This window comes from Paenibacillus sp. BK720, from assembly GCF_011761545.1.
Classification (GTDB): Bacteria; Bacillota; Bacilli; order Paenibacillales; family Paenibacillaceae; genus Pristimantibacillus.
Genome location: NZ_JAASRQ010000001.1, coordinates 207,371 through 227,610 on the forward strand (window position 1 = coordinate 207,371; position 20,240 = coordinate 227,610).

The following is a 20,240-nucleotide window of genomic DNA, read 5'->3' on the forward strand; positions in this document are numbered from 1 at the left end:
CTATCCCTCTCCACTATGATGAGGGTGTAACAAATAAACGAACTCGAGAAGGGGAGTTACAATGAGAAAGAGCGTCTTTACGACAGTAGCTGCGGTATTACTTTGTTCGACTCTTGCTGCGTGCGGCGGCAACAATAATACGTCGAACAACGGCAACAAGCCGGCTGAAAGCGCAAATGCAAGCACAAACACGGCAACGGCCACTCCGCAACCATCCGAAGATATTACGCAAAAGAAAATTAAAATCAGCATTTATTATCCGCTTCCTGACCAGGTGGAAAACCGCAAGCTGGAAGACGACAAGATCGCACGCTTCAACAAGGTGTATCCTAACGTCGAGATCGTGAAGAGCGACTGGCATTACGCACCTAACGAAATCGGCATCAAAATGGCTGCCAACGAAGCGCCAACCTTCTTCAACACTTACGCAACCGAAGCGAAGTTTCTCGTTGAAAAAGGCTGGGCAGCCGACATTACGGATCTGTACAACAGCTACGAGTTCAAGGATCAAATCAACCCGGTCCTTCAAAACCAGTTCATCATTGACGGGAAAGTATACGGTATCGCCCAAAAAGGTTATGTAACGACGACGGTTGTGAACAAAAAAATGCTGGATGACAAAGGCGTAGCCGTACCTTCGTACGACTGGACTTGGGACGACATGGTGAATACGGCTAAAGGCGTTGCCGATGCGAAGAAAGGGATCGCGGGTATCGCTCCAATGGGCAAAGGCAACGAAGCAGGCTGGAACTGGACCAACTTCCTTTTCGAAGCAGGCGGAGAAATCCAGAACGTAGCAGACGGCAAGGTAACGGCAACGTTCAACTCCGAAGCCGGCAAGAAAGCTCTCGATTTCTACAACAAGCTGAGATGGGATGCAGACGTTATTCCGAAAGACTGGGCTCTTGGCTGGGGCGACGCCGTAGGCGCGTTTGGTCAAGGACGCACGGCAATGGTTATCGCCGGCGCGGAAGGCGTACTGGAGCAAGCGCTGAACCAAGGCGGCATGAAGATCGAAGACGTGCTGACTTATCCAATGCCGGCAGCCGAAAAAGGCGGCAAACATACGGGCGTTTTGGGCGGCGACTATCTCGTTATCAACCCTAACGCTACAAAAGACGAGCAGGAAATGGCGTTCCGTTACATCACGTTCGACTACTTCACGGACGACTATCTGACTTCGATCGAAAAAGACATTCAAGCTCGCAAAACGGAAGGCAAATACTTCATTCCGCCGCACATCAACTACTTCAGCCCGGATTCGGAGTATGGCAAAAAAGTTCAAGCGATCTTCGACAAGTACGACAACGTATACAAATACAACGCGGAGTCCAATGCTTTGCTCGACGGCAAGCCTGAGGCTCAGTACAACACGCAAGAATACTACGGCTCTATGACGAACGTCTTGCAAGAAGTATTCTCGAAAAAAGGTACCGACACGCAAGCTCAGCTCGACGCGGCAGCGAAAGAAATGCAAACGAAGTATTACGACGCAATCAAGCCTTAAACGGACGGGAGTATCTCCTCGATTTAACCTAATAAGCGGCCGTGCAGATGAATTTGAATCTGCACGGCCGTTTTTTTATTACGGATTCTCCTCGTTAATTGAAATGATAAAAAACACCTATCAAAATATTGACATATTCAATATATCGTTTATATTGTGATTGTGAACGTATGAGCTGTCAGCCAATTAGATAGGAGAGATAACATGGATCGTTACAGGCCTAGGTATCATTTTACGGCACCTCGCAACTGGATGAATGACCCAAACGGGCCGTTTCAGTTAAACGGCGAATACCATTTGTTTTACCAGCATAACCCGTCAAAGCCCGAGTGGGGCGACATTCATTGGGGGCATGCCACAAGCACGGACCTGGTGAATTGGACGCATCTGCCTATTGGAATGGCTCCATCGTATGAGCTTGGCGAGGCCCACTGCTTCTCCGGCTGTTCGGTTGCACATGACGGTGAAGTGAAGTTGTTCTATACAAGCATTGGCGAAGGGGATCGAAATGCGGCTACAGGAGCGCAGCAGTGGATAGCCCGCTCGACGGATTTACGCACTTGGCATAAACCGGATATTAACCCGGTTCTTAGCTTGGATCTGCACGGAGACCTTGAGATTCGTGACTGGCGGGACCCTTATGTCTGGAAGGCGGAAGACGGGTGGAGAATGATCCTTGGCGGCATCCATGAGGAAAAAGGCTGCGCTTTTATCTATCACTCCGAGGAATTGGAGAAGTGGAGCTTCAAAGATATTTTTTATAAGGGTGAAGAATGGATCTGGGAATGTCCGCATTTGTTCCGTTTCGGCGATAAAGCGGTATTGTTCTATTCCCCAAGCGGTCCCGTCCGTTATCTCTCCGGTACCATCAGCGGAGATAAGCTTATCGACGTGCAAAAGCACGGTACTGTCGACCATGGCGGCTGGGAGGGCTATTACGCTTCTACCGGATTCGTGGACGAGAACGGCCGCCGCATTGTGCATGGCTGGATTCCGGAAGGCAGCAGGGGCGAAGAGTTTCCCGAGAACCTGGATTGGGCCGGGGCGCTGGCGCTGCCCCGTGTCGTAGATCTGAAGGCAAGCGGTGCGCTTTCCATGATCCCCGTGCCAGAGGTGGAGTCGCTGAGAGGCGAGAATTACAGCTTTAAAGATCTAAAAGTCGGACAAACGCCAGTCCGAACGGGAGTACAATCGAGATCCTTCGAATGCCTGCTCGAAATCGACAGGAAGTCGATCGATGCAACGGCTCTTACCATTTCCGTATTCGCTTCCGCCTGCGGCAAGGAGCATACGGACGTACGCCTGGATCTGGCCTCCAATACGATTACGATCGACCGGTCGAATTCAAGCCTGCTTCCAAAAGTGCATAAAACGCCGGTCCAGGGTGATCTGCCATCTGCAGATGGCGCGGATCCAATCAAGCTGCGTGTATTCGCAGACCAATCGATTATCGAAGTGTTCGCGGATGACGAGACCTGCCTGACGGCAAGAGTTTATCCGACTCTGGAAGACAGTAACGGCATCCAGCTCCGAACGGACAGCGGTGAAGGCATAGCCGCAAGCCTTCAGATTTGGGAGATGAAGGCTGCGGAAATCAAATTTGAAAGCTAAATTAAAAAAGCTGGGCGAAATCAATCGCCCAGCTTTTTGCTTATTTTAAAAAGGTAATCGGTTGAGGAAAGGGGTATCTCCCGAGGAGCGAAGCGTTCGCCTTTGCCACTTGTGAAATTTACATAATAAAATGGATTCATGGCAACAGCGACAGAAGGAGATACCCCGTCCACGGAGCGATAACTTAAAGTCTTATTTCCCGTTCCAGGACGCCTCGATTTCCTCGAGCGACTTGCCTTTCGTCTCCGGTACAACGCGCATCGTAAACAGGAACGTAATCAGCGACATGACGCCAAAGATCCAGAACGTAACGGCTGGCCCTGCGGATTCCAGCATGGGCGGGAACGACTGCGATACGACGTAGTCGGCAACCCACAGCGCCATCGATGCGATTGCGGTAGCCCGGCCGCGGACGCGGTTCGGGAAGATCTCGCTAAGGACGACCCATACGACGGGTCCAAGCGATACGGCGAAGGCCGCAACGTAGATCAGGATAAAGATCAGGACAAGCGAGCCGGTGGTATGGCCGGTATGGAACGCAATCCCGATAACCGCCAGACAGACCGTCATGACAGACGAACCAACAAGCAGCAAAATTTTTCGGCCGACTTTATCGATCAGCCAGATTGCAAGAATGGTAAACAGGAAGTTAACGAAACCAATCAAGATGGTTTGAAGCAGCGAAGAGTCCGTCCCGGAGCCCATCGACTTGAAAATTTCCGGCGCGTAATACATGACCGCATTAATGCCGGTTACTTGCTGAAGAACGGCGAGCACGACGCCAACGATGAGCGCAAGGCGGATGCCAGGGCGGAAAATCTCTTTGAGAGAGCTGCCTTTTTCTTCAGCGAAAGAGGCTTTAATATCGAGAACCTCTTGCTTTGCATCTTCCTCGCCGTGGATGCGAAGAAGGATATTGAGCGCTTGCTCCGGCCGGCCTTGCTTGATCAGCCATCTTGGGCTTTCCGGCACAAGGAAGAGCAGAACGAAGAAAATAACGCCTGGCACAACGCCTACGCCAAACATCCAGCGCCACGCGTTCGCAATATCCCAAGCATCGTCGCCATAGCCGGCGATACCCGAGTTGACGAAGTAAACAAGGAAAATCCCCGTAACCGTCGCGAATTGGTTCAAGGCAACGAGACGGCCGCGGTATTTCGCAGGAGCAATCTCCGCGTTGTACAGCGGGCAGAGCGTGGACGTAATCCCGATGCCAAGACCGCCGATCATGCGGGCGATGATATACATCGAGAACGTATCCGGAATCGCGGAGCCAATCGAACCGATAATGAACAGGGCTGCTGCCGCGATAAGTGCTTTTTTGCGGCCGAAACGGTCGCTCAGTACACCGGAGAATCCCGCGCCAACCACGCATCCGATAATAAGCGAGGATACGGCCCAGCCGACTTCCACCTCGTTTAAGTCAAATCGGTCTTGCATAAATCCGATTGCTCCCGATACGACAGCGGTATCGAAGCCGAATAATAATCCGCCGAGGGCGGCAATCATCGAAACGAGCGTAACAAACTTCATGCTTTTGCCGCTCACATTTGCAGTTAAGCTGCTCACTTTATTTATTCCCCTTCCATCATGTGACTGCTTGAATAAATGGTTGCGTTTATTGAAACGAGTTTCATTATATCACCGGACTGAAGGGGATTAGCGGTCATTCGTCTGCACTTATTTGTGTTGTTCCAGCATGGAATAGCTGCTTGACCGGGTACATTGGAGAGAGCTTGAAACGAGTAGCATTTTATTAGTTTGCCAAAACAAAAAAGTCCATGCCTCTCTGGCATGAACTCCCTGTATATCCTGATCATTTTGCTTGACTGCGGTATTCGGTCGGGGTAAGACCGGTTACCCTCTTGAACACCCGGCTGAAATAATTCGGGTCTTTATAACCCACCTCGAAGCATACTTCCTTCAAAGCCAGCTCGTCGGCGGACGAGATCAGCTGCTTGGCCTTCTCGATCCGCAGCCCCGTCAAATAATCGATAAACGTGGCTCCTGCCTGCTGCTTGAACACTTTGCTGAAGTAGTGGGGGTTCAGATGGACATGCTCGGCGGTTTCCTCGAGTGATAATTCCTCCGTAAAATGCTGCCCGATATAGTGCTTGGCCTTATCCATCACGTTAATCGTCTGCTGCTCCCGCTGCTCCCGGATTCGCTGCAGGGCGGAAATGACATAGGAGCGCTGATCCTCCGGACCGGAGCCATCACCCGCAGTAAAGGGATCGGCGGGTAATGCGGCCGCCCCCTTCACCAACTCCTCGAAATCGCGGACCTCGCCAGCATGCCGGTCAACGTCGGAAGCGAATACGGCCTCGAAATACGATTTGCGCCAGCCGTCGGCGCCGGATTGCACCGACCCGATTCCAACGGTAATCGGCAGCTCGAATTGGCGCTCGGCCAGCCTGCACAGCTTCTCGCCGAACGGCTTGATGCCGCTTTTCCAGGAACGCTCCTCCGCGTCAACCCGTATGAAAACAGCCATATGCAGGTCGATTAAGGAGCTGACAATGCAAGACACCCCATAGGTCTTGGTAAAGCTGCGGAACGTTTCGTACAGCTTTTTCTTGTCCAGCGTATAAATCTGCTTCGGGAAGGCGACAACAACCGCACAGCCCTCATCAAGCGGGAAGCTCAGCCAGTCGGATAGCTTCTCCTCATCCGCGCCCAATACCTGATCCACCATGAGCAGGAGTGACAGCTCGTTTTCCACCAGCGGCTGCAGCTGGGATACCTTGTCCCGCAGAAGAAGCTCTTCGTTCCGCTTGGATTTGTCGCGCTCCAGCTCTTCAATGAGCAGGTTCAAGGTCGAAGAGATTTGCTCGCGTCCGGCAGGCTTGACGATATATTCCTTTACGCCAAGCGACACCGCTTCTTTGGCATAGGCAAAAAAGTCATAAGCCGTTACCAGTATAAACTTGGTATCCGGGAGCCGCGATTTAATTTCCCTTATGGCTTGCAGACCTTGAATACCGGGCATATTAATATCCATCATAATGATATGGGGGCGGAATTCCTCCGCCTGTTCAATGGCTCTCCGGCCATTATCGGCAAACGCGATCTGGAACATGTCCGGCAGCATGCGGTGAATCAGATGCTCCAGCCCTTCGCGTTCCAGCGCTTCGTCATCGGCGATCAATAGACGGTACATCGTGCTCCGGTCCTCCTTTCTGCTCAACATCCGCTTCGTTAGGCAGGAGGAGAATAACCGAGGTTCCCCGTCCTGGCTCGCTTTCGATATTAACAACATCCTGCCGGTTATAGAAGAGCCTCAGCCGCTTAATCACATTCCGCGTGCCAAAGCCCATGGAGTTTTTCTTCGCCGGAGCGGGATTTGCGGGCTCTTGCAAGGCAAGAAGCGCGTCGCGTTCCTCCGTCTTCATTCCGGCTCCGTTGTCCTTAATAACTATTCTAACCCTATCGCCGGACCGCTCGATAGTAAGCTGAATTCTTCCGCCGGACTCCAAACGCTCCACGCCGTGTACGAATGCGTTCTCCACCAGAGGTTGTATCGTCAGAGCGGGAATGAGCATGTTAAGTGCGGATTCGTCGATCTGCTGGCTAATTTCTACGCGGTTGCGGAACCGGGCTTGTTGAATCGTGAAATATTCCCGGACATGCTTAAGCTCGTCGCCAAGCGTAACCGGGCGGTCCAATTGGCTTAAGTTATAACGGATCAGCTTGGACATCGACACAATAAGGTCGCTTGTCCGGTCGGCCCCTTCAAGCAGCGCCAGCTTGGACAGCACATTTAGCGTATTGAACAAAAAATGCGGGTTGATCTGGCTTTGCAGAGCCTGAAGCTCGAGTTCTTTCACCAGACGCTCCGATTCCAAACGTTCTTTGTCCCGACCCATCAACTCAGTCAAATCCTTAATCATGTGGCGGAACGCTTCCGATAGGATACCAAGCTCGTCATTCGAGCGTTCGGGGAGATAAGCCGCATCCAGCTGCCCTTTGGCCAGATGCCGCGCCGTTAACACGAGACGGTCTACCGGCTCCGTAATGCTTCTTGAGATCCATAACGCAACAACGATACTTAGCAGCGTATTGATTATAAATACGGCTGGCCCCAGCCAGTCCATTCGTACGATTTCCAATTGGATGCTCCGGTATACGGGCTCATATGCGCTTAGCTCCAGATCAATGAGACGGCGCTCTTCCTCTCTTATGAAAGAGCCCGTCCGCTCCGTGTCCTCATAGTAACCAAGTGCCTCGTCCGGAGCGGCAGACTTTTCGGCCGACTGTACCTGCTCCGCCAGCGTCTGAAGCATATGAACATAACCCTCCAGCACGCCGGCGATGTCGGATTCCGTCCGCTGTTTATCCAACTGCCCGCTGATTTGCGTCAGCTCCGCTTGCTGCTCCAGAAGCGAAGTCCGGCTGTTGTCCTCGGGATTAAGCAGATACGCGTACAAGGCCTGCACATTCGCATCGGCCGTTTGGGCCGATTGGGTATACAGCAGCATGCGGTCCATCATCGTATTATAGCTGTGCTGTACCGTTTTGGAGCTCTCGAACAGGAAGAACGTGACGCCGTTGGTCAGGAGCACCAGCAGCGGAATAAAGAGCAGCAGCTTTTTGCGGAGGGTCATGGGGCGGCAACCTCCTTCTCCGTAACGACGGAGATTGGAGTGTACTGCTTGGATGAGACGTCTTTTCCCTGAAAATATTGATTGAGCAGCGACATCGCTTCATAGCCCATTTGGGAGGGCTGCTGAACAATCGAAGCTTCGATCTGCTTCTTCTTAATAGCGATCAGCGTATCCTCCAGGTCATCGAAAGCAAAGACCGCGACCCCCCCGGGCTTTACGCGGGCAACGGCTTCCGCTATGCCGATTCCGTCAAGGGAGCTGAAGCCGACCATGTAATTGATCTCCGGATGGTCCTTCAGCATTTGCTCCGCCTGCTGCGCGGCTTGAAGCCGGGAAATATTCGATGAGCGGACATCGGCGATAGACAGCCCCTTGTAAGAATGAATGACCGATTGGAATCCTTCCAGTCGGAGCCGCTGGTTGGCCGCTTCCTTGCTGCCTACTAGAACGCCTATTGCGCCGCGGGGTTCCTTCCGACCGCCTTCCGCAATCAGACGGCCCATCTCTTGGCCGGCTAAGGCGTTATTGGTGCCGACATAAGCGAGTCGCTTACTGCCGGGTTCGTCCGTGTCGACGGTAATGACCGGAATGCCAAGCCGGCTGGCTTTTTCGATTAACGCTTTGTCCTGCGAGGTTCCGATCCCCTGCAAAATAATCCCGTCCATCTTCGAGGCAATGGCCTTCTCCAGCAGCTTCATCTGCTCCTCCGCGTTAATGCGGAACGGCCCCATATATTGCAGCTCCATCCGGTATTCACCGGCCGCTTTCTGCGCTCCCTGCTCGACGGACCGCCAGAACGGATTGTCCAGCTCCTGCGAGATGAGGGCAATCTGCCGTTTGGGATGAACCTGATCGCTTGCCTCCAGCGGGGTTACGAGTCCCCTGATCCGTTCGGTAGACCAATAAAACTGGACCAGTACATATGCAAAAATAATAAGTAATAGAAGGACGCCGACGTTCCATCTTCTTCGGTTGGCCATATGGCTTTCAAGCTCTCCTCGGTGTCGGAATAATAGCCACATTATACATGAATGGTCTTTAAACCCAAAATTAATCTAATTTCAATGGTCATGTTAGCAGGGGATTCCGGCATTTTGTGGAATTGAATGGAGTAGCGATCACTTTGACTTCGAAAAGGTGGAAAAATTCGAATGGACAAGCATGGTCATATAATGAAGCATACGTTTATGGAATCGATATGGAACAATATCCCCGACGGGATTGTCGTCATAGATTTGAACGAGAATATCCTGGATGTCAATCCGGGGTTTGAAGCGCTTCACGGCTGGACTAGGGAAGAGCTGGTCGGCAGACCCTGCTGCTTTACGCCGGTTCATCTTCTGGAAGAGCGAAGGCTGATGATCGAGAAGGCCAAGCTTGGCGAAAGTCTGCAATGCCAGGAGACGTTTAAGCTCCGGAAAGACGGCACCATGGTCTATGTCAGTCTTACCCTTACGGCTCTTAGGGATGACAGCGGGACTATCATCGGGATTGTTGGAATCGAGAGGGATATTTCGGACCGGATCAAGATGGAAGCCTCGTTGTTTGAAGCGGAAAGCCTTTACAGTCATTTGGCTGACAGCGCGTTGGCCGGCGTGTTTGTCGGGCAGGAAGGCCGCATTTTGTACGCGAACCCTTATCTTGCGGCGCTTTATGGGTATACGAATGAGGAATTGCTGCAGATTGAGTTGGGAAAGCTGATGCTGCCCGGTGAGCTGGAAGTCGTTACGCGGGACGCGCAAGCAACCTTGATGGAGCAAAAACAGATTTATTATCATTTCAACATTACAGGGGTCAAGAAGGACGGCTCCCCTGTTCACCTCGAAGGCAACTCCTGCCTGATCTCCTTTCAAGGCAAGCCGGCGCTGCTGGGCACGGTACAGGATATCACGATCAAGAAGGAAAAAGAGCGTTCCCTTCGCGACAGTGCCAACATGTATCAGCGTATTATCAAGTTCCTTCCCGAGCCTATTGTTCTGATCGATAATGGCGAGATTGTATATGCCAATAAGTTAGCAGTCAAGCTGATTGGCGCTGCCGATGATTCCGAGATGGTCGGGCGGCCTATCCTCGATTACGTAGATCCCGCTTACAGCGATGATCTCATGGATGTACTCAACAAGGTGATTCATACCGACGATCCCACGAATTTTATCGAAAACAAGATGCTGTGCAATGACGGCCAGACGATCGACGTAGAAATGTCGAGCATCCGGATTCACAATTACCGGGGGAAAATGGTGATCTTGACCGTCATCCGGGATTTGACGGACCGTAAGCGGTCGGAAGAAATGCTGGTCCGCTCCGAGAAGCTGTCGGTGATCGGACAGCTGGCGGCAGGCGTAGCGCATGAAATCCGAAACCCGTTGACCGCATTAAAAGGATTTACCCAGCTGCTGAAATCCAAGGCGGAGGGGAATTCGTTCTATTACGACATCATGACCAATGAGCTGGACCGGATCAATTTTATCGTGAATGAATTTATGACGCTGGCAAAGCCGCATTTCTCCAAATTCAGCACGCGCAGGCTGGACCATATTTTGCATGCGGTCATCTCGATATTGGAGACGCAGGCGATTCTGATGAACGTGTCGATTCGTACGGAGTTCGAGAACTGTATTCCGTCGATTTATTGCGATGAGAATCAGCTGAAGCAGGTCTTTATCAATATTATTAAAAATGCGATTGAAGCGATGCCGCTTGGGGGACAGATTACGATCACGGCGGCCATGGAGCCGGATCATGAGCGGGTGCGCCTGACGATCCGCGATGAAGGCATGGGCATTCCGGACGAGATTATCCGTCAGATCGGACAGCCGTTTATAACGACCAAAGAGAAGGGAACGGGGCTTGGCCTGATGATCAGCTCGCGCATTATCGAGCAGCATCAAGGGCTCATGAATATATCAAGCATACCGGGCGAAGGGACAACGATTGAAATCATCCTGCCGTTAACGACGGAAGAGCAATGATAAAGAAAAGGCTGGGCGTTTATTACGCTCAGCCTTTTTTCTTTTTACAAGGTGGAGACCGACCGGCGGATAATGAGCTCCGCTGGCAGGACGATTTTTTTCCACGGTCCGGCTTCCTCTTTGTTCTGAATGCGGTCTATGAGCATCTGCATGCCCAGGTAGCCGAATTGATAGGCCTGCTGCGCGGCAACCGTCATAAACGGGTCCACCTCGGAATACGGGCCGAAATCGTCAAAGCAGACGATGGAGATATCTTCCGGGATGCGCATATTCCGTTTTCTCAGCAGGCGGATGGCTTCGATCGCCAGGACGTTGTTGCCGGCCACGACGGCGGTCGGGAGCGGTTCAAGCGAATCCAGCCAGGCTTCCATTTCCGACAGATCGGTACGGGGACCGTAGCTGGTCTCAAAGACGATTCGTTCGTCATAAGTCAATCCGTTCAAGATTAACGCTTCCTTATAGCCTTCCAGACGCAGTCTCGCGCTTGAGATCGTATCGGAGCCGTTCACCATCGCGATGCGGCGATGGCCCTGCTTGGCCAGATGGTTAACCAGCTGGCGGGCGCCTTCCTTGCTGTCCCCAAGCACGATGTCGCATTCGACGCCGGGCACCTCGCGGTCCAGCAGGACAAATGGGATGTTATGCCGCTGCAGCGATTCGAGATGGGGCAGAGACGGGTCTCCTGCAGGGGCAATCAGCACGCCGTCCACCCGGGTCGTCAGAATGGTGTTCATATAATCGGCTTCCTTTTCCAAGCTTTCGTCGCTGTTGCCGAACAGCAGCCGGTAGCCGTTCTTGGTGGCACCGTCTTCGGCTCCCCGGGACAGCGTGGTATAGAACGGGTTCGTTATATCGGTAATCAGCAGGAACAAGCTTCGGGTCTGCTGCAGGACAAGGCTGCGGGCCATCTGGTTCGGAACGTAGTTCAGCTCCTCCATCACCTTCTTGACCTTGGCTCTTGTTTTCTCGCTTATTCTGCCTGTGTTATTGATAACTCTGGAAACGGTCATCGCGGATACGTTAGCCTTCTCCGCAATATCATAGATTGTAACCATACCTACTGCTCCTCATCGACAATTCATGCTTTTATCTTACAAGAGAAAACGATTGACAGCAACAGGACGCCTTGCTAAATTAGAGTTATCGGTAACATTTTATTTGCCAGATTCGTTATTATTCATTCATTTGGAGGGGTATTTATGACGGACATCGCTTATCGCTTTCAGAATGGTTTTCCGAAGATCGGGATTCGGCCGACGATAGACGGGCGCCGCAAGGGAGTTCGCGAATCGCTTGAGGTTCAAACCATGAATATGGCTAGATCGGTCGCGAATCTGATTGCCGAGAATTTGCGTTACCCGAACGGCGAACCGGTGCAATGCGTCATTGCGGACACAACGATCGGCGGGGTGGCGGAAGCGGCGGCATGCGCGGACAAATTCGCCCGCGAGAATGTTGGGGTATCGATAACGGTTACGCCATGCTGGTGTTACGGTACGGAAACGATGGATATGAATGCTTCCATCCCGAATGCGGTATGGGGCTTTAACGGGACGGAGCGTCCGGGTGCGGTTTATTTGGCTGCCGTTCTGGCTGGCTACGCGCAAAAGGGCATTCCGGCCTTTGGCATTTACGGCGAGGAAGTGCAGGAAGCCTCCGATACTTCCATTCCGGATGATGTGCGGGGCAAGCTGCTATCCTTTGCCAGAGCGGGCCTTGCGGTTGCTTACATGCGCGGCAAATCGTATTTGTCGATGGGTTCGGTCTCGATGGGAATCGCGGGTTCGATTGTAAGCGATTCCTTTTTCCAGGAGTATCTCGGCATGCGGACGGAATACATCGATATGTCCGAGTTTGTACGCCGTTTCGAAGAAGAAATTTACGATACGGCCGAATTTGAGCGAGCTCTCGCTTGGGTGAAGGAGAACTGCGCGGAGGGTCCGGACAATAACCCTGAGGCTATTCAAACCTCCCGCGAGAAGAAAGACCGGGATTGGGAGACCGTTGTCAAAATGACGATGATTGCCCGCGACCTGATGATCGGCAATCCTCGCCTTGCTGAGCTTGGCTTCGGTGAAGAAGCGATGGGCCATAACGCGATCGTTTCCGGCTTCCAGGGACAACGCCAGTGGACGGACCATTTCCCGAACGGCGACTTTATGGAAGCGATTCTGAACTCCTCCTTTGACTGGAACGGCATCCGCCCTCCGTTTATCGTGGCAACGGAGAACGACAGCCTGAACGGCGTCGTTATGCTATTTGGCTATCTGCTGACGAATACGCCGCAAATTTTTGCGGATGTGCGCACGTACTGGAGCCCGGCTTCGGTAGAGCGGGTTACGGGGCATAAGCTTGAAGGCCATGCGGCTAACGGCATTTTGCATTTGCTTAACTCGGGCTCGGCAACGCTTGACGGTACCGGCGAGCAGCAGCTGGACGGCCAGCCGGCGATGAAGCCGTTCTGGGAGATTACGGAAGACGAAGCGGCGGCTTGTCTTGCGGCTACCTCGTGGAGACCGGCGGGCGTTGAATATTTCCGCGGCGGCGGCTTCTCCTCCGACTTCCTGTCGCGCGGCGGCATGCCGATGACGATGTCCCGGATCAATTTCGTAAAAGGCGTTGGGCCGGTTCTTCAAATTGCGGAAGGCTACTCCGTCGAGCTGCCAAGCGAGGTGCATGACAAGCTCGACAAGCGGACGGATCCAACCTGGCCTACAACCTGGTTCGCTCCGACTCTGACAGGCAAAGGCGCCTTCACCTCCGTGTACGACGTGATGGATAACTGGGGAGCCAACCACGGCTCGATCAGCTTCGGCCATATCGGCGCTGAGCTGATTACGCTTGCTTCGATGCTGCGCATCCCGGTCAACATGCATAACGTTCCGGAAGAGAATATTTTCCGTCCGCGGGCATGGGGACTGTTCGGCACCAACGACAAAGAGGCGGCGGACTACCGCGCATGCTCGAACTTCGGACCGTTGTACAAGTAGGAAGCATGCTTTCGAAGCGAGAATGGTGCACTCGTGGTCCAAAAATATGGAAATGGTAATGGGGGATGAACGGATTGGATATTCGGCAGGAGCTGTGCAAATACGCGAGAAAGACGGTTGCGAACAAGCTGGTCGTTGGACCGGGCGGCAATATCAGCGCAAAGCACGAGGGTAAAATGTATCTGTCGCCAAGCGGCTTTGCCCTTGACGAGATTGAACCGGAGCAGTGGGTAGCCGTTGATATCGAGACCGGTGAAGTAGAGGATAACGGGCTCCGTCCGTCCTCCGAGGTGCTGATGCACCTCTACGCTTACCGCGCGAATCCGGCGATTGGGGCCATTGTTCATACCCATCCGCCATACTGTATTGCTTTTACCCTGGTGGAAGAGGAGCTTCCGATTATGTTCCCGGACCAAGCGGCGCTTGTCGGCAAGACCGTCTACATTCCTTATGTGCTGCCTACTACGGAAAAGCTGGCGGATGCCCTTGTCCCTAAAGTGAAGGAAGCAAGCAGCATTTTGCTTGGCAACCATGGCCTTGTCACAACCGGGCGCAACCTGCGCGAGGCGTATTACCGTACGGAGGTTGTGGAGGAGAGCGCGAAGATCTTCCTGATCGCCAGCCAGGTTAAGGAACCTAAGGTGCTGACGAAGGAAGAATTCGAGGAGATTGCGTCGCTTGAGAGCGAAGCATATCGGATCAAGCTGCTGCAGAAGCAGCAATAACTTGATGACAGCGGCTGCCGCTGCAAGGAGGAATTCAGGCATATGGAACAAGCAACCACCGTATTGGCGTTTGATCTTGGAGCAAGCAGCGGCAGGGCGCTGATTGGCAGGCTGACGGGCTCCGCTTCAGCGGAACGCAGGCTGGAGGTTGAGGAGATACACCGTTTTCCGAATGTCGCGGTTCAGGTTGGCCGTCATTTGCACTGGGATATTCTTAGGCTGCTGCAGGAGATGAAGCATGCGCTGCGCAAGGCGTTTCAGCTAGGGTATAAGCCGGCGACGTTTGGCGTGGATACATGGGGCGTCGACTTTGGCCTTCTGGATGCGAATGGCGAGCTGCTTGGCAATCCCTATCACTACCGGGACCCGCATACGGAAGGGCTGATTGAGGAGATCGAAGCCAGATTTGGCAGAGCAGAGCTGTTCCGGCAAGGCGGTCTGCAATTCATGCCGTTTAATACGGTTTATCAGCTGTACGCCATGAAGAAGGCAGCCTCGCCAAAGCTGCAAGCGGCAAGAACGATGCTGCTGACGCCGGATCTGCTTGTCTATTTGCTGACGGGGAAGCGAGTTTGCGAGTTTTCGATGGCGACGACCACGCAGCTGCTTCATCCCGAGACCCGGCAGTGGAACAAGGCTCTAATGGCTCAGCTGGGAATTCCGGAGGAGGTATTTCTTGAGCCCGTTTATCCGGGAACCCGGATCGGACCTTTGTCCCCGGAGGTTTGCGAGGAGCTTGGCATACCTGCCGTGGAAGCTGTAGCCGTGGGTACTCACGATACGGAATCGGCCGTTGCCGCCATCCCGGCAGCCGCTGAGCCGTTTGTGTATTTGGTATGCGGCACTTGGTCTCTGGTGGGAACGGAGCTTGAGCAGCCTTTGTTAACCGAAGAAGCGATGGAGCTGGAGTTCTCGAATGAGGGCGGAGTTGGCGGCAAATACCAGCTGCTCAAAAACATCATGGGGCTGTGGATTTTGCAGGAGTGCAGGCGGGAGTGGGAAGAGCAGGGGACGGCGTTTTCTTTCGGCGAGCTTGCGGTCATGGCCGAGCAGGAAGCGGCATTCCGCTATCTCGTTAATCCGGATGACCTGCGGTTCTTCGGCCCGTCCAACATGACGGAGAAGGTAAGAAGCTTTTGCCGCGAGACGGGGCAGCCCGTTCCGGAATCGGCGGCTGAGGTTGCAAGGTGCATTATGGATAGTCTTGCTCTTAAGTACCGGAATGCGCTTGAGCAGATCGAGAAGCTGACGGGTAAGTCTTATGGCGGCATGCATATGGTCGGCGGCGGCATTCAGAACAAGCTGCTGTGCCGTCTGACGGCAAATGCGATTGGCCGCCCGGTATGGGCCGGACCAGTGGAAGCAAGCGCGATTGGCAACATGCTGGCACAATTTATGGCGCTTGGAGAATGCGTCAATCTGGAGGAAGCGCGGCAATTGTCGGCCGCATCCTTCCCGGTTGAAATCTACGAGCCGGCGGAAATGGATGTATGGAATGAGGCTTATGCACGATTCAAGCAGCTGCTGCAGGCTGATCTACATGGGGAGGACCACTAGCGATGTTAAACGGTATTCCGAAGATCATTTCACCCGAATTGCTGAAGATCCTGATGGAAATGGGGCATAGCGACGAAATCGTGTTGGCTGACGGCAATTTTCCCGCGGTAAGCCATGCCCAGCGTCTCGTCCGCTGCGACGGACACGGCGTGCCTGAACTGCTGGATGCGATTATGCAGCTATTCCCGCTTGATCAATATGTCGAGAAGCCGGCTGCTCTCATGCAGGTTGTGCCGGGCGATCCGGCGAAGACGCCAATCTGGGACGAGTACAAGGCTATTATCACGCAGCGCAGCGGGCTGGAAGAGCCATTCGAGGAAGTGGAGCGGTTCGCCTTCTACGAGCGCGCGAAGAAAGCCTACGCCATCGTCGCAACCGGCGAAAGCGCCATCTACGCCAATCTGATTTTGAAAAAAGGCGTTATTAAATAGTTCTTGATGGAGAAAGCTGCCCTGCTGGGCAGCTTTTTTCGTTAGCGCTGCCTAACGATGCCGTGCATCGTAAAGGGGCCAGTGATGCAGGGGAAAAGTCCGAAATTCGCTGATTTTGTGGAGCTTAGCGATGTGCGGCATCGTTAAGATAGCCGTAACAGGGAAATTAACAGATATTAACGATGTGGCACATCGTTAAAAGGATAAGACGGAAAAACCGTGCTACTGGGGGTCTGGCAGGTCAACGCGAAACAAGAGTAGCCAGTTAAAACTGAAAAACCGTGCTGCTGAGGGTTGGGCGGACGTTGGGCCGGTCAACGTGAAGGGGACGCGGGTACGAAAAGGCCGTGCCGGTTACCCGGCACGGCCAACAAGCCCTAAGTCGTTTTAAACGTATACGATTTGCGGGAAGCTTCGCGGTTCTTGGAATCGAAGACAATAACCTCGATTTTATGGCTGCCGGCCTTCAGCTTGTCCGGCTGGATCGAGAAGGTATACGGATACTGCTGGCGCGTCAGCACAACGGCGCCGTCCAGCTTGATGACCACCTTGCTGATATAAGGGTCGTAAGTTTTCACCCATACGACGCCGGTAGCCGGCTTGCCGATTGTGCCTTGGTTCGCGAACTTGCTTACGGTTTTCGTGTAACTGCTGGTACCCGATGCAACCTTCGATAAGTAGTACGGATCTTGGATCATTTTGCCGTAAGAAGCGAGCAATGCAGGACTTTCCGTCAGACTGAAGTTGTTCAGGCTGCGCTCCGCGCTGTAGGAATCCGTCAACGTGTTCAGACTGAACCAGTTGATCGATTTTACGCGTGGATATTTCAGCTTTGCGCCATGGTAGAGCATATTCATCTTCGTAATGGCGAAATTGACGGCGGATGTATTACCCGCCTTGCTGAAGTGCGTCGCGCCGAATTCGCTGATCATTATCGGCTTGCGGGAAGCGTACAGCTTGTACGTATAATCCACGGAATCAAGCGGATTCACCTGATCGGCAGGCTCATTCACGTTGCCGTTGAAATATTTGACGCTGTAGATGCTGAGGCCAACCCAGTCGACCCAATCGTCTCCCGGATAATAAGCCGCGATTTTTTGCTTTGGATTCGCCGCCGGCGACCAGACCATCGCCACATTTGGCGCTTCTTCCTTCATCACCTTCGAGACAAGGCGGAACTTCTCGATATAGAGCGAAGGATTGCCGTTCCATTTCACCCAGCTGCCGTTCATCTCGGAAGCAAACCGGAGGAAGACCGGAACGCCTGCTGCCTTTGCATTCCGCGCGAATTTGCGTAAATACGCATCATCCTTCACCGCGCTTAACCCGTCATCCGGCTGCAGCGCGATCTGAATCGCGCCGCCGGCTTCTTTTACGGTCTCCGCCCAATGATAAGGGAAAGGATTGCCGTATTTATGATAGTTGAAAAATACGGCATGCTGCTTGCCGGCAAGCTTGTTGAAGGCGTCAAACTTGCCGTCCTTTTGCTTCTCGACGCCGCTGTCTTTCTCTACATAGGCACCGATGTACATGCCCGACGCCGGTTCGAACTTCGCTAAATGGCTGCTTCCGGATACGGAGGAGGCTGCATCTTTCTCGAGATAAAGATCAATTTCCGTATTCAAAGCGTCGGCTTTTGCCAGTACGGCAAAATACGTGTTTAGATCGCCGGATTTTTCCCCGATCGCTTTGTGGATTTTGGCTTCCCGGTAATACGTATCGGCTGCCTTCTGGAACTGGTTGTCCAGCGTATAAGCCTCTGCCAGCTTACGCAGGTAACCGGCCTGCTCCGACTGGGCTACGGCAAGCTCGAATTCCTTGATTGCGAGCTTGATCTTGCCTTGATTCATATAAGCAACACCATTCGTGTAATGCTTCCAGTGGTGAACCGTGTCTGCCGCTTGCGCGGTTTGTGCGAGCGGCTGTACCGTCAAGGCCAGAATAAACGCCATCGCAAGAATGAAGCGCAATCCCCTCCAGCCTTTGTTCCGAGCGGTTGTCATTTGTCATGCCCTCCTTATTTGTCTTATAGCTTGTTGTATTTGCCTGGAATAGGCATTTCTTTCTTCAATTATCGGTTTCGCGTCTGTACGGGTGAATACTTGTCCGAAATAGGAGTCTTTAGTCCTATTAACTTCTTATACACGTAGACCAAGGTACATGAAACGGAGGATGGTAAAAAGCCGATTCGTCCATCCAAGCAACCTTTATCTGGAAAAAAGAGTCTAGATGATAAAGGCCAAAAGGGGAGGCTTAACGAATGAAGCTTACTATCCTCGCAAACACCGTCTTAATGAGTGCGTTACTATTAACGGGCTGCAGCTCGAGCTCGAGCCCCGGTCCGTCAACCTCTGCCTTGCCAATAGCCCGGGAAGAGATTCAGCCTTCGGACATGCCTTCGGCAATTGCCAAGCCATCCGCCAATAAAGAGTTGCTGATTAGCCTAACGAAACATGATAAAGGGTTCTCCTTTCCTTTACATGATTCGCAAGGAGCTAACGGTTTTGTCGCACAAACATTTCCAGTTCCCCATGATCAAAATCTGGTTGCCCATCTCGTAAAACGAACCGTCTACGACCCGGAGGGGATTAGATATCGGCTGGACGTCGTTGCCGTTAAGCCCAAAGAGCAAACCTACAGTTTGTATCCGGTAGCGGATATGATCGTAAAAGATGATTATTCGGTCGATTCCGTCGCGGAAGCCTACGGATTTACGAGTCAGAATCAGCTCGTGCTCGTCCAGCCCAGGAAGCGGGACGACGGGCAGGAGGGAATTCAATACGATATTGTATCGCTGGATTTATACAACGGGCGGATGAAGACCATAGCGGCGAACGCGGTGCCGGATGTGTCGCCGTCCTTTTACGCAAAGGGATGGATGAATGAGGAAGGGCAGTTGTATCTGAACAGCTATTCCGACGGGCGTCTCTGGTCGGTAGATGTGAATACGGGCGAGGTCCGGTCGATAGAAGGACAATTCAAGCACGAATGGCCGCTAAATCTCGTAACGCCTTCCCCCGACGGCAATCTGTTCTGGCATGAACAAGCAGATGGCTTCCGTCTATACGACCGGAATGGCAAAGAGCTTAAGGTTATTCCGCCAACGCTTGGTTATCATTCTTACCCGGCATTCGAATGGAGTCCGGACAGCCGGTTTGCGGCGTTATCCTTTACGAAGAGCGACAGTCATGACAATGTTCTTGGCGGGGAAGAGACTTACATCATTGCTCCCGAAGGAATCGCTTTTTATGACGAGAAAGGGGACTTGACGTGGGATGTGCAGGCTAGGCCGAAGGAAGGCCTGACAAATGTGGACTGGAACGGCTGGCTTGCGAATGGAGCCGAGGGCGTGCTGTCCTGGTACGGGCTGAATCGTTCCGAGGAAGGAGCGGCTCCCCGCAAGACAGCTCTGAGCTACGGCTTGGCTAACGTGGCAACGGGCCAAATAAAGAAGCTGGCGCAAGCGGAAAAGCTGGAGGATTTGAAAGCGCCGGAGACGGTGGTCAACGGATCCGGAACGCTTCTGTTCGTGGACCGCGATCAAGAGCTTTACTGGTCTCCAACGGAGGATCCGGCCAATGCAAGCATGGATTATGTCCTGCTGTCGGAACCGGGAGAGCCGGAGCTCATTTGGGCCGCTTGCGATTATAGTCTGGGGAAGACCTCCATAACCCGCTACAATCCGGCGAATCACGCCGCATCAACGACGGAATTCAACGAACAGCTGGGATATCGGCTTCGGTTGATCAACGACACGCTTGTTGTCGACGACAAGATGAACTATAGGTGGATTCATTAAAACAAGGCGAATAGCCTGCCCTCGAATTACCGGTGGCAGGCTAT

At 53.0% G+C, this 20,240-nt stretch carries 14 protein-coding genes; 8 read left to right on the forward strand and 6 right to left on the reverse strand.

Annotation, left to right across the window (positions count from 1 at the left end; all coding sequences use genetic code 11):
* Positions 1-61: 61 nt before the first annotated feature.
* Together FHT67_RS00935 and FHT67_RS00940 are read left to right on the forward strand one after the other, a co-directional pair.
* The gene (locus tag FHT67_RS00935; protein ID WP_132303164.1) at positions 62-1,507 is read left to right on the forward strand and encodes an ABC transporter substrate-binding protein; all 1,446 of its coding nucleotides are present in this window, start codon (positions 62-64) and stop codon (positions 1,505-1,507) included.
* 204 nt (positions 1,508-1,711) lie between these two features.
* Complete coding sequence (locus FHT67_RS00940; protein WP_167194858.1) at positions 1,712-3,118, forward strand: glycoside hydrolase family 32 protein; 1,407 nt, start codon at positions 1,712-1,714, stop codon at positions 3,116-3,118.
* A 192-nt stretch (positions 3,119-3,310) separates the two neighbouring features.
* Here FHT67_RS00940 and FHT67_RS00945 read toward each other — a convergent pair whose 3' ends face one another.
* From FHT67_RS00945 to FHT67_RS00960, 4 genes are all read right to left on the reverse strand, one after another.
* Positions 3,311-4,687: a sugar porter family MFS transporter gene (locus tag FHT67_RS00945; RefSeq protein WP_167194860.1), complete on the reverse strand. Its 1,377-nt coding sequence runs from the start codon at positions 4,685-4,687 to the stop codon at positions 3,311-3,313.
* A gap of 247 nt (positions 4,688-4,934) precedes the next feature.
* The gene (locus FHT67_RS00950; RefSeq protein WP_132303167.1) at positions 4,935-6,278 is read right to left on the reverse strand and encodes a response regulator; all 1,344 of its coding nucleotides are present in this window, start codon (positions 6,276-6,278) and stop codon (positions 4,935-4,937) included.
* Positions 6,253-7,722, reverse strand: coding sequence for a sensor histidine kinase (locus tag FHT67_RS00955; protein ID WP_132303168.1), 1,470 nt, complete (start codon positions 7,720-7,722; stop codon positions 6,253-6,255). The genes FHT67_RS00950 and FHT67_RS00955 overlap by 26 nt, the downstream gene beginning before the upstream one ends.
* Positions 7,719-8,702: a substrate-binding domain-containing protein gene (locus FHT67_RS00960; protein WP_167194863.1), complete on the reverse strand. Its 984-nt coding sequence runs from the start codon at positions 8,700-8,702 to the stop codon at positions 7,719-7,721. Before FHT67_RS00960 ends, FHT67_RS00955 begins: the two co-directional genes overlap by 4 nt.
* A gap of 171 nt (positions 8,703-8,873) precedes the next feature.
* Between FHT67_RS00960 and FHT67_RS00965 the strand changes: the two genes are divergently transcribed.
* On the forward strand, positions 8,874-10,694 hold the full coding sequence (locus FHT67_RS00965) for a PAS domain-containing sensor histidine kinase (RefSeq protein WP_167194866.1): 1,821 nt from the start codon (positions 8,874-8,876) through the stop codon (positions 10,692-10,694).
* A 44-nt stretch (positions 10,695-10,738) separates the two neighbouring features.
* Here FHT67_RS00965 and FHT67_RS00970 read toward each other — a convergent pair whose 3' ends face one another.
* The gene (locus tag FHT67_RS00970; protein ID WP_167194869.1) at positions 10,739-11,749 is read right to left on the reverse strand and encodes a LacI family DNA-binding transcriptional regulator; all 1,011 of its coding nucleotides are present in this window, start codon (positions 11,747-11,749) and stop codon (positions 10,739-10,741) included.
* A 144-nt stretch (positions 11,750-11,893) separates the two neighbouring features.
* On the opposite strand from FHT67_RS00970, the gene FHT67_RS00975 reads away from it, so the two are divergent.
* The 4 genes from FHT67_RS00975 to FHT67_RS00990 all read left to right on the forward strand — a co-directional run bounded on the left by FHT67_RS00975 (position 11,894) and on the right by FHT67_RS00990 (position 16,397).
* The gene (locus FHT67_RS00975) at positions 11,894-13,684 is read left to right on the forward strand and encodes an L-fucose isomerase (RefSeq protein WP_167194872.1); all 1,791 of its coding nucleotides are present in this window, start codon (positions 11,894-11,896) and stop codon (positions 13,682-13,684) included.
* Positions 13,685-13,749: 65 nt separating this feature from the next.
* The gene (locus tag FHT67_RS00980; RefSeq protein ID WP_132303173.1) at positions 13,750-14,409 is read left to right on the forward strand and encodes a class II aldolase/adducin family protein; all 660 of its coding nucleotides are present in this window, start codon (positions 13,750-13,752) and stop codon (positions 14,407-14,409) included.
* Positions 14,410-14,451: 42 nt separating this feature from the next.
* Positions 14,452-15,966 carry a rhamnulokinase gene (locus FHT67_RS00985; RefSeq protein WP_132303174.1) on the forward strand — a complete coding sequence of 505 codons (1,515 nt, stop codon included), beginning with the start codon at positions 14,452-14,454 and terminating at the stop codon, positions 15,964-15,966.
* Positions 15,967-15,968: 2 nt separating this feature from the next.
* Complete coding sequence (locus FHT67_RS00990) at positions 15,969-16,397, forward strand: RbsD/FucU family protein (RefSeq protein ID WP_132303175.1); 429 nt, start codon at positions 15,969-15,971, stop codon at positions 16,395-16,397.
* A 377-nt stretch (positions 16,398-16,774) separates the two neighbouring features.
* On the opposite strand, the gene FHT67_RS00995 is transcribed toward FHT67_RS00990, so the two are convergent.
* Positions 16,775-18,400 (reverse strand): glycosyl hydrolase, encoded by a 1,626-nt coding sequence (locus tag FHT67_RS00995; protein ID WP_167194875.1) that lies wholly within the window; start codon positions 18,398-18,400, stop codon positions 16,775-16,777.
* A gap of 257 nt (positions 18,401-18,657) precedes the next feature.
* Here FHT67_RS00995 and FHT67_RS01000 point away from each other — a divergent pair, with 257 nt between their 5' ends.
* Positions 18,658-20,196, forward strand: coding sequence for a TolB family protein (locus tag FHT67_RS01000; RefSeq protein ID WP_167194878.1), 1,539 nt, complete (start codon positions 18,658-18,660; stop codon positions 20,194-20,196).
* Positions 20,197-20,240 lie beyond the last annotated feature (44 nt).

What these genes read in the sequence shown, in the direction of transcription:
- FHT67_RS00975 (WP_167194872.1), top strand. Translation starts at nt 11,894, where the DNA reads ATGACGGACATCGCTTATCGCTTTCAGAATGGTTTTCCGAAGATCGGG.
- FHT67_RS00980 (WP_132303173.1), top strand. Translation starts at nt 13,750, where the DNA reads ATGAACGGATTGGATATTCGGCAGGAGCTGTGCAAATACGCGAGAAAG.
- FHT67_RS00950 (WP_132303167.1), bottom strand. Translation starts at nt 6,278, where the DNA reads ATGTACCGTCTATTGATCGCCGATGACGAAGCGCTGGAACGCGAAGGG.
- FHT67_RS00965 (WP_167194866.1), top strand. Translation starts at nt 8,874, where the DNA reads ATGGACAAGCATGGTCATATAATGAAGCATACGTTTATGGAATCGATA.
- FHT67_RS00970 (WP_167194869.1), bottom strand. Translation starts at nt 11,749, where the DNA reads ATGGTTACAATCTATGATATTGCGGAGAAGGCTAACGTATCCGCGATG.
- FHT67_RS00955 (WP_132303168.1), bottom strand. Translation starts at nt 7,722, where the DNA reads ATGACCCTCCGCAAAAAGCTGCTGCTCTTTATTCCGCTGCTGGTGCTC.
- FHT67_RS00985 (WP_132303174.1), top strand. Translation starts at nt 14,452, where the DNA reads ATGGAACAAGCAACCACCGTATTGGCGTTTGATCTTGGAGCAAGCAGC.
- FHT67_RS00995 (WP_167194875.1), bottom strand. Translation starts at nt 18,400, where the DNA reads ATGACAACCGCTCGGAACAAAGGCTGGAGGGGATTGCGCTTCATTCTT.
- FHT67_RS00960 (WP_167194863.1), bottom strand. Translation starts at nt 8,702, where the DNA reads ATGGCCAACCGAAGAAGATGGAACGTCGGCGTCCTTCTATTACTTATT.
- FHT67_RS00935 (WP_132303164.1), top strand. Translation starts at nt 62, where the DNA reads ATGAGAAAGAGCGTCTTTACGACAGTAGCTGCGGTATTACTTTGTTCG.
- FHT67_RS00940 (WP_167194858.1), top strand. Translation starts at nt 1,712, where the DNA reads ATGGATCGTTACAGGCCTAGGTATCATTTTACGGCACCTCGCAACTGG.
- FHT67_RS00990 (WP_132303175.1), top strand. Translation starts at nt 15,969, where the DNA reads ATGTTAAACGGTATTCCGAAGATCATTTCACCCGAATTGCTGAAGATC.
- FHT67_RS01000 (WP_167194878.1), top strand. Translation starts at nt 18,658, where the DNA reads ATGAAGCTTACTATCCTCGCAAACACCGTCTTAATGAGTGCGTTACTA.